The following is a 13,275-nucleotide window of genomic DNA, read 5'->3' as shown; positions in this document are numbered from 1 at the left end:
TTTTGTGTCGGATGACCATACTATTTCAACGTGTTATTAGTCTGTTAATGATTGCTTGCATGCCAGCCAGTGCTCGGACACACTAACGCCTCCAAAACGGGAGGGATCATGGTTTTGCATTCAACGCGCTGGCTGGCGCTCAGTTATTTTACCTACTTCTTTAGCTACGGGATTTTCTTACCATTCTGGAGCGTATGGCTCGCTGGAGTAGGACTACCGCCTGAAACCATCGGGCTGTTATTAGGGGCAGGATTAATCGCCCGTTTCCTCGGCAGCTTGCTGCTGGCACCTCGAGTTACCGACCCCTCCCGACTTGTCTTTGCACTCAGAATCCTCGCCTTACTCACATTACTTTTCGCCGTCGCATTCTGGTTTGGGCAAACCGCCACCTGGCTTTTGATTGTGATGGTCGGTTTTAACCTGTTCTTCTCACCGTTGGTGCCGCTTACCGATGCGTTGGCCGGAACCTGGCAGCGTCAAATCACCATGGATTATGGTCGTGTGCGCCTGTGGGGATCGCTGGCGTTTGTGATTGGCTCCGCCATGACGGGCAAGCTGGTGAGCATGTATAGCTACCAGGCAATTCTGGTGCTGCTGAGTATTGGTGTCGCGTCGATGTTAATCGGCATGATGCTGCGCCCATCCGTGATGCCGCAAGGTGAAACTCGCCATAAAGAAGGTGCGGGTTGGCCTGCGTGGAAGAAACTGGTGCTCGGTTCATGGCGATTCCTGGCCTGCGTGACATTACTTCAAGGCGCACACGCGGCTTACTACGGATTCAGTGCGATTTACTGGCAAGGAGCGGGTTATTCCGCGTCGGTTGTTGGGTATCTGTGGTCGCTGGGTGTTGTTGCGGAAATTGTGATTTTTGCTCTGAGCAACAAGCTGTTCCGTAACTGGAGTGCGCGTGACTTGCTGCTGCTTTCTGGTGTGACTGGAATACTACGCTGGAGCCTGATGGCGTATACGACCGATTTGCCGTGGCTGATTGCTGCGCAAATCCTTCACTGCGGCAGCTTCACTGTTTGCCACCTGGCGGCGATGCGTTATATCTCGGCTCGCGAGGGTAACGAAGTCATCCGTTTGCAGGCCGTCTATTCAGCGGTAGCAATGGGTGGTGGTATTGCCATTATGACGATGTTCTCCGGCTACCTTTACCAGCATATGCAGGGTGGGGTGTTCTGGATTATGGCGTTGGTGGCCGTTCCTGCATTGTTCATTCGGCCACGTCCGATCTCATATTGCGTTAACACTCAATAATCTTACGGATCTGCTGCTGCTGGTGTTCACCCAGCGGCAGCGTTACGTGAATCAGTGGCGGTGAGTAAAGTGGCAAAGTGGTGGAGTAGGGTGTAATCACCAACACCACTTCTTTCGGCGCTCCCTCTTTTTGATAGCTGTGAATCGTCAGATGTTTAATATTGAGCGGCAGTAACGTGAGCTCGCGCAGCTGCTGTTCAATACTCTGTTCAAGTTCAATGTTGTTGCCAGTGAGCAGCAAAACCTGCTTTTCATGCAGATCATTTTCCTGCATCAGCCACGCTCCGAAGATCACCGCCACCAGTCCCACTTCTTCATCTGAAAAACGCATTTCAAAATGGTTTTCAAAATCATTGAACGCTTCACGTGTGGTGCGCATCAGGCGTGGGTAAAGACGAGTTATTTCTTCCGGTAGGCTGTTATCAATCCCAATACCGAACTGGCAACGATCCAATGCCTGAGCAAGATGGATGTAGAGCTGGTCGCTCAGGCCTTGTTCATCGCTAAAGGACATACCCGCCAGCTCGCGAAAGCGCGCAATCATTCCGAAAATGGCCGAGCGTAAGCGTAAATCTTGCTCATGATTGTCACGAATCGGGTCGGGAGTACGTAGTAACTGGAATAATAGCGCCAGGAATAATTGCTCGTTTTCGTTGGCTGATTGCAGCACGCGACGCTTCCAATGGCGGGCAATCTCAAGTGCCGCCACAAACTCCGGGCGAATTTGTGTCCACGCGCGTTGTTGCTCGGTGAATTCTGGCGTGATCCCGGCATGGTGCTGGTGCAAGCAGTACTGCAAAAACAGTGTTAAAAATTGCACATCACGGCTATCAAATTGCCTTTGCAAGCGTCGTGCGCAAAGCCCGATCAGCGCCTGGAGGTTCTTCTCGTCATATAACGCGGTCAGAATTCCTTGCTGTTTAAGCTGTATTTTGAGCGCCGGGGTAAAATGCTGCTGCACAAAGTGTGGGCACAAACGCAATGCACGGCGTAGCCAATGCAATAAGCACAGACGGCGGTTTAAAGGCGTGCCCTCAATCCGATAGCTACCATCCTGTTGCGTGATAAGCCTCAGCCGGTGATAGCGCTGGATTTCATCACCTGTGTCGGCTATATCTTGCAGGGCTTTGGTGTCATCGACCCCGTTGAGTCTTGCGAGGATCTCAGGAGTGACGGTTTGGCCCGGTATGTATAGCAACAAAAGCAGGTGGCAGCGGCGCTGCGGACTGGAGAGTACAGATGGTGGTGGGGAGAGCAGTGTCATCATCCGCATAACCGAGTCAAAGTAATTAATGCTAAGAGTAGCTAAACCTTTTGTCGTAGAGAGTCACATTTGAGCTTTTTAATTACGTAATTCTGACTGGCTCACAGAATTTTAAGCTTGAGAGAATAATGAGCAGGAAAATGTGTAACAGAATTGCGTTTTTCGCCTTAAATAGCGTGCTTTTTAGCCCGGTGGCTTTGGCACATCCACATAGTTTTATCACCCTTGTGACGACGGTGATGACCGAAAACGACCAGCTTACTGGCCTTAAAATGCAGTGGACGATGGATGAAATCACTTCAGCAGATCTACTGTATGACGCAGGGAATGCCAAACCGGACTCGCCAGTGTGGAAGAAGTTGGCAGCCGAAGTCATGGCCAATGTTTTAGGCCAGCATTACTTCACCGAATTCTGGCATAACGGTAAAAAAGTGACCTTTAATAACCTGCCACCAGAGTATGGCCTTGCACGGGTAGGGCACCAGGCAGTATTGACCTTTGTTTTACCCCTTGCACATCCGCAGCCATTGAAGGGGCAGACGTATCAGTTTGCGACGTTCGACCCGACCTATTTTGTTGATATGAGTTACGACAACTCCAGTGATGCCAAATTGCCGAAAACATTAGCCTCACTTTGCAAAATCTCAGTGAAAACCCCGCAGCCGAACGAAGATACGCTGGCCTTCGCACAATCGCTGGATAAAGCCGATGCCCCTCCCGAAGATATGGAACTGGGTAAACAGTTTGCTCAACAGGTGATATTGCAATGTCAGTAATGCCTTCAGCTAAACCCCATTCACGCCGTTGGCTTCACCTGTGGCCGCTGGCATTTTTCCTGCTGGTTTGTGCAGGAGCACTTTACAGCTTGTGGCATTACTGGCCGCAAATCCTCATTGAAAGTGCGATGTGGCAGAAATCGATTAACCAACAAATGAGCACCCTCCTGCGTGAGGTTGCCGAGAACCCTACCCGGGCGGGTTGGTCATTGCTGTCATTTAGTTTTGTTTACGGTGTGCTTCACGCATTGGGGCCAGGCCATGGGAAAATAGTGATTACGACCTGGCTTGCGACACATCCTTCGCGCCTGAAAAGCAGCCTTAAATTGACGTTTGCAGCATCTTTATTGCAAGGAGTGGTGGCGATTGGGTTGGTAACGGTAGTGCTGGGGATTTTGGCTCTGCCTTCGCGCCAATTGCACATGAGCAGTTTTTGGCTCGAAAAGGGAAGCTATTTGCTGGTGGGTGTTTTAGGTGTGATGTTGTGTGGTCGAGCCCTGGGTAAATTGCAACGTGTGCTGCGAAAACCGAAGCGTTTCACTTCATTCACGCCTCATCATGTACATGATGAAAAATGTGGCTGTGGCCATCAGCATTTACCCACGCAGGAACAGCTTGCATCAGGAGAAGACTGGCGTGCCCGAATGATGATTGTTTTATCCATGGGTATGCGCCCATGCTCTGGGGCAATTATGGTGCTGCTGTTTAGCAAAGTGATTGGCGTGTATAGCTGGGGAGTGTTGTCGACGCTTGCGATGGCTGCAGGTACATCTATTACCATTTCTGGCCTGGCTTTTTTAGTCCACGGTTTCCGTCAGCTTGCGGTACGCATTAGCGGGAATAAAGCACCCGTTTTATGGCGGCAAGTCGCCTGGGCGACACTGGCATTTGCAGGTGGTGGAATTTTAGTATTAGCAGCAGTGGTGATGTGGCTGAGTGCTCAACCGGTAATGCGAGGGATACGACCGTTTTAATTGAATGCCTTCCCGACGGGAAGGCATTTTCCGAGATTAACGCTTCAGCGCTTCGCTCAGTTCATCACGCATTGTTGCCAGCATCGCTTTAACAACACGTGGGTTACCTGCAACGATGTTGCCGCTGGTCAGGTAGTTGTGGCCGCCGGTGAAATCACATACCAGGCTACCAGATTCGCGAGCAATCAGTTCACCTGCTGCGAAATCCCAAGGCTTCAGGCCAATCTCGAAGAAACCATCAACACGGCCAGCCGCAACGTATGCCAGATCCAGAGCAGCAGAACCGGTGCGACGGAAGTCAGCACACTGCGTGAACAGTTTGGTCATGATGTTCATATAAGGAGTAGCGTGTTGCTTCAGTTTGAACGGGAAGCCAGTTGCCAGAATGGTGCCATCGAGGTCGCGTGCATTGCTGCCGCGCAGACGGTAACCGTTCAGCTGTGCGCCTTGACCACGAACAGCTGTGAACAGCTCATTACGCATTGGGTCATAAACAACAGCAACTTCGGTGCGGCCCTTAACACGGACAGCGATAGATACAGAGAAGTGTGGCAAACGTTTGATGAAGTTTGAAGTGCCATCCAGAGGATCGATAACCCATTGCACATCCTGCTCGGTACCCGCAAGTTCGCCTGATTCTTCAGCGATAATGGTGTGTTGCGGGTAGGATTTGCGGATAATTTCGATAATCAGACGCTCGGCGTCTCTATCTACGTTAGTCACAAAATCGTTACTCCCTTTTTGACTCGCTTCTACAGCGTCAGGGGTTTCGTAGTTCTTGACAATTAAATTGCCCGCCTTGCGCGCTGCGCGCACGGCGATGGTGAGCATCGGATGCATCGGTCTCTCTCTGGATGTTAAAGAACGGGAAAACGCGGCGGAGTATAGCAGAGCGTTCGGAATATGTCCCAGGGTTATGATAGGATATCGCGATAATCTTTTCAGGCTATGAGTCAACGATGCTGCAAAACGTACGTATAGTGCTGGTTGAAACCTCCCACACCGGCAACATGGGCTCCGTAGCCCGTGCAATGAAAACCATGGGGCTGACAAATCTGTGGTTGGTTAATCCACTGGTGAAACCTGACTCTCAGGCAATCGCGCTCGCTGCGGGTGCCAGTGATGTTATTGGCGAGGCGAAAATTGTTGATACCCTCGACGAAGCCCTGGCGGGTTGTAGTCTGGTGGTAGGAACGAGCGCTCGTTCACGCACGCTGCCATGGCCGATGCTCGACCCACGCGAATGTGGTCTAAAGACCATTTCTGAAGCGCAAGATGCGCCAGTGGCGATTGTGTTTGGCCGTGAACGTGTTGGTTTGACCAATGACGAATTGCAGAAATGCCATTATCACGTCGCGATTCAGGCTAACCCGGAATACAGTTCACTGAACCTGGCGATGGCGGTACAAATCCTCGCTTATGAAGTGCGCATCGCCTGGCTTGCTACACAAGAAGAAGGCAAAGAAGCGGTCGTTGTTGAAGACCAGACTCAGTATCCATCGGCTGACGATCTCGAGCGTTTTTACGTTCACCTGGAGCAAGTATTGCTGAAAACCGGCTTTATTCGCACCAGCCATCCGGGCCAGATTATGAGCAAATTACGCCGCTTGTATAACCGCGCACGCCCGGAAACTCAAGAACTTAACATTCTGCGCGGCATGCTTTCTTCTATTGATAACGAGAAAAAATCCGGCAAATAATACTTGAGTAAATTACTAGGTTAAATAGTTGACCAATTTACTCGGGAATGTCAGACTTGCGACCTGCTATGTGACAATCACATTTATAAAAAACCCCCGGTTCGAGGGGCGATTTGAGGTTAAGTAAGACATGAGACTGACATCGAAAGGACGTTATGCCGTGACCGCAATGCTTGACGTTGCGTTGAACTCCGAATCAGGCCCGGTACCGTTGGCTGATATTTCTGAACGTCAGGGAATCTCTCTCTCCTACCTGGAGCAGTTATTCTCCCGTCTGCGTAAAAATGGCCTGGTTGCCAGCGTACGTGGTCCAGGCGGTGGTTATCTGCTGGGTAAAGAAGCAAACAGCATCGCAGTTGGCGAAGTTATCAGTGCTGTAGACGAATCTGTTGATGCCACGCGTTGCGCGGGCAAAGGCGGTTGTCAGGGTGGCGATAAGTGCCTGACTCACGCGCTGTGGCGCGACCTGAGCGATCGTCTGACCGGTTTTCTCAATAACATCACCTTGGGTGAACTGGTGAATAACCAGGAAGTGTTGGACGTCTCTGGCCGTCAGCAAAATGAAAACCATCGTAGTACGCGCTCTCAAGACGCAATCGACGTCAAACTGCGCGCCTAATTTACCCGTCATATTTCGGGTTGCAACTATGTTGGCCGCACTTGTTCACCCCAGTCACTTACTTGATGTAAGCTCCTGGGGACTCTCAAGTTTGCCGCCTTGCTGCAACACGAACTATTTAGGGTAAAAATAAAATAGATTTCAGAATCAGGCCGGGGTGTCACACCCCGTCAAAAAGGTCGTTCATTCAGCCAGTTGCCTGATTCATTGCATTGAGTGATGTACGGAGTTTAAGAGCAATGAAATTACCGATTTATCTCGATTACTCTGCGACTACGCCGGTTGACCCGCGTGTTGCGCAGAAAATGATGCAGTTTTTGACTATGGACGGAACCTTCGGTAACCCGGCTTCTCGTTCTCACCGTTTCGGTTGGCAGGCGGAAGAAGCTGTTGATATCGCCCGTAACCAAATCGCTGAACTGGTTGGTGCAGACCCGCGTGAAATCGTCTTTACCTCCGGTGCAACTGAATCTGATAACCTCGCCATCAAAGGTGCGGCTAACTTCTATCAGAAGAAAGGCAAGCACATCATCACCGTTAAAACCGAACACAAAGCTGTGCTGGACACTTGTCGCCAGCTTGAGCGTGAAGGTTTTGAAGTGACTTATCTGGCACCACAGAGCAACGGTATCGTTGACCTGAACGTGCTGGAAGCTGCGATGCGTGACGACACCATTCTGGTTTCTATCATGCACGTGAATAACGAAATCGGCGTGGTGCAAGATATCGCGGCAATCGGCGAAATGTGCCGTGCGCGTGGCATTATCTATCACGTGGATGCGACTCAGAGCGTGGGCAAACTGCCTATCGACTTGAGCACCCTGAAAGTTGACCTGATGTCGTTCTCTGGTCACAAAATTTATGGCCCTAAAGGCATCGGCGCGCTGTATGTTCGCCGTAAACCACGCATTCGTATCGAAGCTCAGGTACACGGTGGCGGTCACGAGCGCGGTATGCGTTCTGGTACTCTGCCTGTTCACCAGATTGCTGGCATGGGCGAAGCTTACCGTATCGCGAAAGAAGAGATGGAGACAGAAATGTCCCGTCTGCGCACGCTGCGTAACCGTTTGTGGAACGGCGTGAAAGATATGGAAGAAGTCTATCTGAATGGCGACCTGGAAAATGGCGTGCCAACTATCCTCAACGTGAGCTTTAACTACGTTGAAGGTGAGTCACTGATTATGGCTCTGAAGGACCTCGCGGTTTCTTCCGGTTCTGCCTGTACATCAGCAAGCCTCGAGCCATCCTACGTGCTGCGCGCACTGGGCATGACCGACGAACTGGCTCACAGCTCTATCCGTTTCTCTTTGGGTCGTTTTACTACTGAAGAAGAGATCGACTACACCATCGAACTGGTACGTAAGTCCATTGGCCGTCTGCGCGAACTTTCTCCACTGTGGGACATGTTTAAGCAGGGCGTGGATATTAATTCCATCGAATGGGCTCATCACTAATCGTTCGTTTCGAACGTCGATATCGGATTCAGGAAAACTAAAAATGGCTTACAGCGAAAAAGTAATCGATCACTACGAAAACCCACGCAACGTTGGTTCTTTTGATAATAGCGATGATAACGTCGGCTCCGGCATGGTGGGTGCACCTGCTTGTGGTGATGTGATGAAGTTGCAGATCAAAGTCAACAATGAAGGTATTATTGAAGACGCTCGCTTCAAAACCTACGGCTGTGGCTCTGCCATCGCTTCCAGCTCGCTGGTGACCGAATGGGTCAAAGGTAAATCTCTGGATGAAGCGCAAGCCATCAAAAACACCGACATTGCAGAAGAACTCGAACTGCCACCGGTGAAGATTCACTGCTCAATCCTGGCAGAAGACGCGATTAAAGCGGCTATTGCGGATTATAAAAGTAAGCGTGAAGCTAAATAGTCTTTTCAAAATAATTTGAGTTGCAGCCAACGCCGCTGCAGCTTAAAGAATGAAGAAAAATCAATTGAGGTTGTTGTATGTCGATTACCCTTAGCCACAGCGCTGCCGATCGTGTGAATGCCTTCTTAGCTAATCGCGGTAAAGGATTTGGTCTGCGTTTGGGCGTTCGTACTTCAGGCTGCTCCGGCATGGCTTATGTTCTTGAATTTGTTGACGCACCGATGGCAGAAGACACCGTGTTCGAAGACAAAGGCGTGAAAGTGGTCGTCGATGGTAAAAGCCTGCAATTTTTGGACGGCACCGAACTCGACTTCGTGAAAGAAGGTCTGAACGAAGGGTTTAAATTTACTAACCCGAACGTAAAAGATGAGTGCGGCTGCGGCGAAAGCTTCCACGTCTGATTTCAGCTCATACCCCACGCCTGTGGGGTATGGCGCTTTACCACCATGTTAACCCTGAGTCTGTTATGGATTACTTCACCCTCTTTGGGTTACCGGTAGGCTTCACCCTCAACAAAGAGCTGCTGGCTACCCGTTACCAGGAGCTGCAACGCCAGTTCCACCCTGATAAATACACCAGCCGTCCACAAGCGGAACAACTGCTTGCGGTGCAACAATCTGCGACCATTAATCAGGGCTGGCAAACGCTGCGCCATCCATTGCCACGTGCCGAGTACATCCTTTCATTAAACGGTTTTGATCTGGCGAATGAACAGCATACCGTGCGCGATACCGCGTTTTTGATGGAACAACTCGAATTACGCGAAGAGCTTGATAACATCGAGCACGCCAAAGACAGCGACCGCCTGGAATCCTTTAGTGCCAACGTGAATGCGATGGTGAAAACCCGCATGGCGCAAATGGTGCAGCAACTGGACAACCAGGAGTGGACGCAAGCGGCGGATACTGTGCGTAAACTTCGTTTTCTCGATAAACTGCGCAGCCAAATAGAACAACTCGAAGAAAAGCTGCTCGATTTTTAACTGGAAGCTCAATATGGCGTTATTACAAATTAGTGAGCCGGGTCTGAGTGCGGCACCTCATCAGCGTAAGCTGGCGGCGGGTATCGACTTAGGCACCACCAATTCACTGGTTGCAACTGTTCGTAGCGGGCAAGCTGAAACGCTGCCTGACCATGAAGGGCGTCATCTGCTCCCTTCTGTGGTGCACTATCAGCAACAAGGCCTGAATGTGGGCTGGGACGCGCGTGCGCAAGCCGCAACAGACCCGGCAAACACCATCAGCTCCGTAAAACGGCTTATGGGGCGATCACTTGCTGATATCCAGACGCGCTACCCGCATCTGCCTTATTCATTCAAAGCGAGTGAAAACGGCCTGCCGATGATCGACACCCCGGCCGGGCTGCTGAACCCTATTCGTATCTCATCCGACATCCTTAAAGCCCTTTCCGCACGCGCAACCGAAGCGTTAGAAGGCCAGCTTGATGGCGTGGTGATTACCGTTCCTGCGTATTTCGACGATGCACAACGTCAGGGCACTAAGGACGCAGCGCGTCTGGCTGGCCTGCATGTGCTGCGCCTGCTCAATGAACCGACCGCAGCGGCTATCGCCTACGGACTGGACTCAGGCAAAGAAGGCGTTATCGCGGTTTACGATTTGGGCGGCGGTACCTTTGATATTTCCATTCTGCGCTTAAGCCGTGGCGTGTTTGAGGTGATGGCAACCGGCGGCGATTCTGCGCTGGGCGGCGATGACTTTGACCACCTGTTAGCCGACTGGCTGCGTGAGCAAGCCGGCGTGGCTGACCGTAGCGACGACCGTGTGCAGCGCCAGTTGCTGGACGCCGCGATTGCCGCCAAAATTGCCTTAAGCGATGCCGAAACTGTCACAGTGGAAGTAGCTGGCTGGACTGGCTCCGTCACTCGCGAGCAGTTCAACGAGCTGATTGCAGCGCTGGTAAAACGTACTTTGCTGGCCTGCCGCCGCGCGCTGAAAGATGCAGGCGTGGACGCTGACGAAGTGCTGGAAGTGGTGATGGTTGGCGGTTCTACCCGTGTGCCATTGGTGCGCGAACGTGTCGGCGAGTTCTTTGGCCGCACGCCGCTGACCTCCATTGACCCGGATAAAGTTGTCGCCATCGGCGCGGCAATTCAGGCGGATATTCTGGTGGGCAACAAGCCTGACAGCGAAATGCTGCTGCTGGATGTTATCCCGCTGTCGCTCGGCCTCGAAACCATGGGCGGCCTGGTTGAGAAAGTCATTCCACGTAACACAACTATTCCAGTCGCACGTGCGCAGGACTTCACTACCTTTAAAGACGGCCAAACGGCAATGTCGATTCACGTGATGCAGGGCGAGCGCGAACTGGTACAAGATTGCCGTTCATTGGCACGCTTTGCACTGCGCGGTATTCCGGCGATGCCTGCGGGCGGGGCGCATATTCGCGTTACCTTCCAGGTTGATGCTGACGGCTTATTGAGTGTTACCGCTATGGAGAAATCCACCGGCGTTGAAGCCTCTATCCAGGTGAAACCTTCTTATGGCCTGAGCGATGGCGAAATCGCCAGCATGATTCAGGACTCCATGAGCTATGCCGAGCATGACGTGAAAGCGCGCATGCTCGCAGAACAAAAAGTCGATGCGGCCCGCGTGCTGGAAAGTTTGCAGGGTGCATTAGCTACAGATGCTGCGCTGTTGAGCGGTGCAGAACGCGCAGATATCGACGCGGCAATGGTGGCACTCCATGCTGCTGCTGCCGGTGAAGACATTGATGCGATTGAACAAGCCATTAAAAACGTAGACAAACAAACACAGGATTTTGCCGCTCGTCGTATGGATGAATCAATCCGTAAGGCGCTGAAAGGCCACTCCGTGGACGAGGTTTAACATGCCAAAGATTGTTTTTCTGCCTCATCAGGATTTGTGTCCAGATGGCGCAGTTTTGGAAGCGAATGTCGGTGAAACCATTCTTGATGTTGCGCTGCGCAACGGTATTGAGATTGAACACGCCTGTGAAAAATCCTGCGCCTGCACCACTTGCCACTGTGTGGTGCGTGAAGGTTTCGACTCCCTGGCTGAAAGCACGGAAGACGAAGACGACATGCTGGACAAAGCATGGGGTCTCGAACCTGAAAGCCGCTTAAGCTGCCAGGCGCGTGTAACGGATGAAGATCTAGTGGTTGAAATGCCACGTTACACCATCAACCATGCACGTGAGCACTAACAGGAGTAGCTTATGGGACTGAAATGGACCGATAGCCGCGAAATTGGTGAAGCTCTGTATGACAGCCGTCCAGATCTTGATCCAAAAACGGTACGTTTTACCGATATGCATCAGTGGATCTGCGAACTCGAAGATTTTGACGACGAGCCCAGCGCATCCAATGAAAAAGTTCTGGAAGCTATTCTGTTAGTCTGGTTAGATGAAGCGGAATAAAAATCAACGGGCTGCCTCTGGCGGCCCGTTTTTCTATGAAGCATGAGCTGAAAAGTATAAGGAAAAGAAAATGTCAGAAGCCATGAAAATCACGCTATCCACGTCGCCTGCCGATGCGCGTTGGGGCGAAAAAGCCGCGTATAGCATCAACGACGAAGGGATTACCCTGCACCTGACAGGCAAAGATGACCTGGGGCTAATCCAACGTGCGGCACGTAAAATTGACGGTCAGGGTTTGAAGTACGTCCAGCTGGCGGGTGATGGCTGGGATGTCGAGAAAAGCTGGGCATTCTGGCAGGGTTACCGTGCGCCAAAAGGTACCCGTAAAGTGGACTGGGCTGTACTGAACGACGAAGAACAAAAAGAACTCAATAACCGCCTGAAAATCATTGATTGGGTTCGCCACACCATCAACACACCAGCCGAAGAACTCGGCCCAGAGCAACTTGCTTCTCGCGCGGTTGACCTGCTGTGTGATGTCGCCTGCGACAACGTTTCTTACCGCATCACCAAAGGCGAAGATCTGCGCGAGCAGAACTATATGGGTATTCACACTGTTGGCCGTGGTTCGGAGCGCCCACCAGTACTGCTGGCACTAGATTACAACCCAACCGGCAACCCGGATGCACCGGTTTATGCCTGCCTGGTCGGTAAAGGTATCACCTTCGATTCCGGTGGCTACAGCATGAAGCAAAGCGCGTTCATGGATTCCATGAAATCCGATATGGGCGGCGCTGCCACCATTACCGGCGCACTGGCGTTTGCTATCACTCGCGGCCTGGACAAACGCGTGAAACTCTACCTGTGCTGTGCTGATAACCTGGTAAGCGGTAACGCCTTCAAATTGGGTGACATCATTAAATATCGCAACGGCAAAACCGTTGAGATCATGAACACCGATGCGGAAGGCCGCCTGGTGTTGGCTGATGGCCTGATTGACGCTTGTGCACAAAAACCAGAACTGATCATCGACTGCGCAACCTTAACCGGTGCGGCGAAAACCGCATTGGGTAACGATTACCACGCGCTGTTCAGCTTCGACGATGGGTTGGTAAACCGTTTGATGGAAAGCGCTGCGGCAGAAAACGAGCCATTCTGGCGCTTGCCGCTGGCTGAGTTCCACCGCAACCAGCTGCCGTCTAATTTTGCCGAGCTGAACAACACCTCCAACGCGTCTTTCCCTGCGGGTGCGAGCACGGCTGCCGGGTTCTTGTCCCACTTCGTGGAAAACTATCACGAAGGTTGGCTGCACATTGACTGCTCTGCTACTTACCGTAAAGGTGCGGTTGAGCAGTGGTCTGCTGGTGCAACCGGCATTGGTGTGCGTGCGATTGCGAATCTGTTGACTGGAAAGTAACGTTACCTCAAGTTAATGTCGGATGTCGCTAACGCTAATCCGACC

15 protein-coding genes are annotated in these 13,275 nt (G+C 51.7%); 13 read left to right on the top strand and 2 right to left on the bottom strand.

The window, feature by feature from the left end; genetic code table 11:
• Positions 1 to 108 precede the first annotated feature (108 nt).
• A complete protein-coding gene (locus LVQ76_RS18270; RefSeq protein ID WP_232866077.1) occupies positions 109 to 1,260 on the top strand; it encodes a 3-phenylpropionate MFS transporter in 1,152 nt (383 codons plus the stop codon).
• On the opposite strand, the gene csiE is transcribed toward LVQ76_RS18270, so the two are convergent.
• The gene (csiE, locus tag LVQ76_RS18265) at positions 1,247 to 2,527 is read right to left on the bottom strand and encodes a stationary phase inducible protein CsiE (protein ID WP_232922208.1); all 1,281 of its coding nucleotides are present in this window, start codon (positions 2,525 to 2,527) and stop codon (positions 1,247 to 1,249) included. The two genes, LVQ76_RS18270 and csiE, sit on opposite strands and share 14 nt — an antisense overlap.
• 137 nt (positions 2,528 to 2,664) lie before the next feature.
• Here csiE and LVQ76_RS18260 point away from each other — a divergent pair, with 137 nt between their 5' ends.
• Positions 2,665 to 3,300: a DUF1007 family protein gene (locus LVQ76_RS18260; RefSeq protein ID WP_232866082.1), complete on the top strand. Its 636-nt coding sequence runs from the start codon at positions 2,665 to 2,667 to the stop codon at positions 3,298 to 3,300.
• Entirely contained in the window at positions 3,291 to 4,274 is a 984-nt protein-coding gene (locus LVQ76_RS18255; protein ID WP_232922207.1) for a nickel/cobalt transporter, read from the top strand. The genes LVQ76_RS18260 and LVQ76_RS18255 overlap by 10 nt, the downstream gene beginning before the upstream one ends.
• A gap of 36 nt (positions 4,275 to 4,310) precedes the next feature.
• Here the strand turns inward: LVQ76_RS18255 and suhB are convergent, their stop codons facing one another.
• Positions 4,311 to 5,114, bottom strand: a complete 804-nt coding sequence (gene suhB, locus LVQ76_RS18250) for an inositol-1-monophosphatase (protein WP_151995806.1) — start codon at positions 5,112 to 5,114, stop codon at positions 4,311 to 4,313.
• Between the two features lie 119 nt (positions 5,115 to 5,233).
• On the opposite strand from suhB, the gene trmJ reads away from it, so the two are divergent.
• The 10 genes from trmJ to pepB all read left to right on the top strand — a co-directional run bounded on the left by trmJ (position 5,234) and on the right by pepB (position 13,230).
• The gene (gene trmJ, locus LVQ76_RS18245) at positions 5,234 to 5,974 is read left to right on the top strand and encodes a tRNA (cytosine(32)/uridine(32)-2'-O)-methyltransferase TrmJ (protein ID WP_064513080.1); all 741 of its coding nucleotides are present in this window, start codon (positions 5,234 to 5,236) and stop codon (positions 5,972 to 5,974) included.
• 130 nt (positions 5,975 to 6,104) lie between these two features.
• Positions 6,105 to 6,593: a Fe-S cluster assembly transcriptional regulator IscR gene (gene iscR / locus LVQ76_RS18240; RefSeq protein ID WP_151995805.1), complete on the top strand. Its 489-nt coding sequence runs from the start codon at positions 6,105 to 6,107 to the stop codon at positions 6,591 to 6,593.
• Positions 6,594 to 6,832: 239 nt separating this feature from the next.
• Complete coding sequence (locus LVQ76_RS18235; protein ID WP_151995804.1) at positions 6,833 to 8,047, top strand: IscS subfamily cysteine desulfurase; 1,215 nt, start codon at positions 6,833 to 6,835, stop codon at positions 8,045 to 8,047.
• 43 nt (positions 8,048 to 8,090) lie between these two features.
• Complete coding sequence (iscU, locus tag LVQ76_RS18230) at positions 8,091 to 8,477, top strand: Fe-S cluster assembly scaffold IscU (RefSeq protein WP_064513073.1); 387 nt, start codon at positions 8,091 to 8,093, stop codon at positions 8,475 to 8,477.
• Between the two features lie 77 nt (positions 8,478 to 8,554).
• Positions 8,555 to 8,878: an iron-sulfur cluster assembly protein IscA gene (gene iscA, locus LVQ76_RS18225; protein ID WP_064513071.1), complete on the top strand. Its 324-nt coding sequence runs from the start codon at positions 8,555 to 8,557 to the stop codon at positions 8,876 to 8,878.
• Positions 8,879 to 8,943: 65 nt separating this feature from the next.
• Positions 8,944 to 9,459 (top strand): co-chaperone HscB, encoded by a 516-nt coding sequence (gene hscB / locus LVQ76_RS18220; RefSeq protein WP_232922206.1) that lies wholly within the window; start codon positions 8,944 to 8,946, stop codon positions 9,457 to 9,459.
• 13 nt (positions 9,460 to 9,472) lie between these two features.
• The gene (gene hscA, locus LVQ76_RS18215; RefSeq protein ID WP_232922205.1) at positions 9,473 to 11,323 is read left to right on the top strand and encodes a Fe-S protein assembly chaperone HscA; all 1,851 of its coding nucleotides are present in this window, start codon (positions 9,473 to 9,475) and stop codon (positions 11,321 to 11,323) included.
• Between the two features lies 1 nt (position 11,324).
• Positions 11,325 to 11,660, top strand: coding sequence for an ISC system 2Fe-2S type ferredoxin (gene fdx / locus LVQ76_RS18210; RefSeq protein WP_034459208.1), 336 nt, complete (start codon positions 11,325 to 11,327; stop codon positions 11,658 to 11,660).
• Positions 11,661 to 11,672: 12 nt separating this feature from the next.
• Positions 11,673 to 11,873 carry a Fe-S cluster assembly protein IscX gene (gene iscX / locus LVQ76_RS18205; protein ID WP_232922204.1) on the top strand — a complete coding sequence of 67 codons (201 nt, stop codon included), beginning with the start codon at positions 11,673 to 11,675 and terminating at the stop codon, positions 11,871 to 11,873.
• Between the two features lie 70 nt (positions 11,874 to 11,943).
• Entirely contained in the window at positions 11,944 to 13,230 is a 1,287-nt protein-coding gene (pepB, locus tag LVQ76_RS18200; protein ID WP_232922203.1) for an aminopeptidase PepB, read from the top strand.
• Positions 13,231 to 13,275 lie beyond the last annotated feature (45 nt).

Source organism: Buttiauxella cochleicola, from assembly GCF_021283185.1.
GTDB lineage: Bacteria > Pseudomonadota > Gammaproteobacteria > Enterobacterales > Enterobacteriaceae > Buttiauxella > Buttiauxella massiliensis.
Note: the sequence above shows the minus strand (reverse complement) of the source record. Positions and strands in the feature narration are given on the sequence as shown.

What these genes read in the sequence shown, in the direction of transcription:
- LVQ76_RS18270 (WP_232866077.1), top strand. Translation starts at nt 109, where the DNA reads ATGGTTTTGCATTCAACGCGCTGGCTGGCGCTCAGTTATTTTACCTAC.
- csiE (WP_232922208.1), bottom strand. Translation starts at nt 2,527, where the DNA reads ATGATGACACTGCTCTCCCCACCACCATCTGTACTCTCCAGTCCGCAG.
- LVQ76_RS18260 (WP_232866082.1), top strand. Translation starts at nt 2,665, where the DNA reads ATGTGTAACAGAATTGCGTTTTTCGCCTTAAATAGCGTGCTTTTTAGC.
- LVQ76_RS18255 (WP_232922207.1), top strand. Translation starts at nt 3,291, where the DNA reads ATGTCAGTAATGCCTTCAGCTAAACCCCATTCACGCCGTTGGCTTCAC.
- suhB (WP_151995806.1), bottom strand. Translation starts at nt 5,114, where the DNA reads ATGCATCCGATGCTCACCATCGCCGTGCGCGCAGCGCGCAAGGCGGGC.
- trmJ (WP_064513080.1), top strand. Translation starts at nt 5,234, where the DNA reads ATGCTGCAAAACGTACGTATAGTGCTGGTTGAAACCTCCCACACCGGC.
- iscR (WP_151995805.1), top strand. Translation starts at nt 6,105, where the DNA reads ATGAGACTGACATCGAAAGGACGTTATGCCGTGACCGCAATGCTTGAC.
- LVQ76_RS18235 (WP_151995804.1), top strand. Translation starts at nt 6,833, where the DNA reads ATGAAATTACCGATTTATCTCGATTACTCTGCGACTACGCCGGTTGAC.
- iscU (WP_064513073.1), top strand. Translation starts at nt 8,091, where the DNA reads ATGGCTTACAGCGAAAAAGTAATCGATCACTACGAAAACCCACGCAAC.
- iscA (WP_064513071.1), top strand. Translation starts at nt 8,555, where the DNA reads ATGTCGATTACCCTTAGCCACAGCGCTGCCGATCGTGTGAATGCCTTC.
- hscB (WP_232922206.1), top strand. Translation starts at nt 8,944, where the DNA reads ATGGATTACTTCACCCTCTTTGGGTTACCGGTAGGCTTCACCCTCAAC.
- hscA (WP_232922205.1), top strand. Translation starts at nt 9,473, where the DNA reads ATGGCGTTATTACAAATTAGTGAGCCGGGTCTGAGTGCGGCACCTCAT.
- fdx (WP_034459208.1), top strand. Translation starts at nt 11,325, where the DNA reads ATGCCAAAGATTGTTTTTCTGCCTCATCAGGATTTGTGTCCAGATGGC.
- iscX (WP_232922204.1), top strand. Translation starts at nt 11,673, where the DNA reads ATGGGACTGAAATGGACCGATAGCCGCGAAATTGGTGAAGCTCTGTAT.
- pepB (WP_232922203.1), top strand. Translation starts at nt 11,944, where the DNA reads ATGTCAGAAGCCATGAAAATCACGCTATCCACGTCGCCTGCCGATGCG.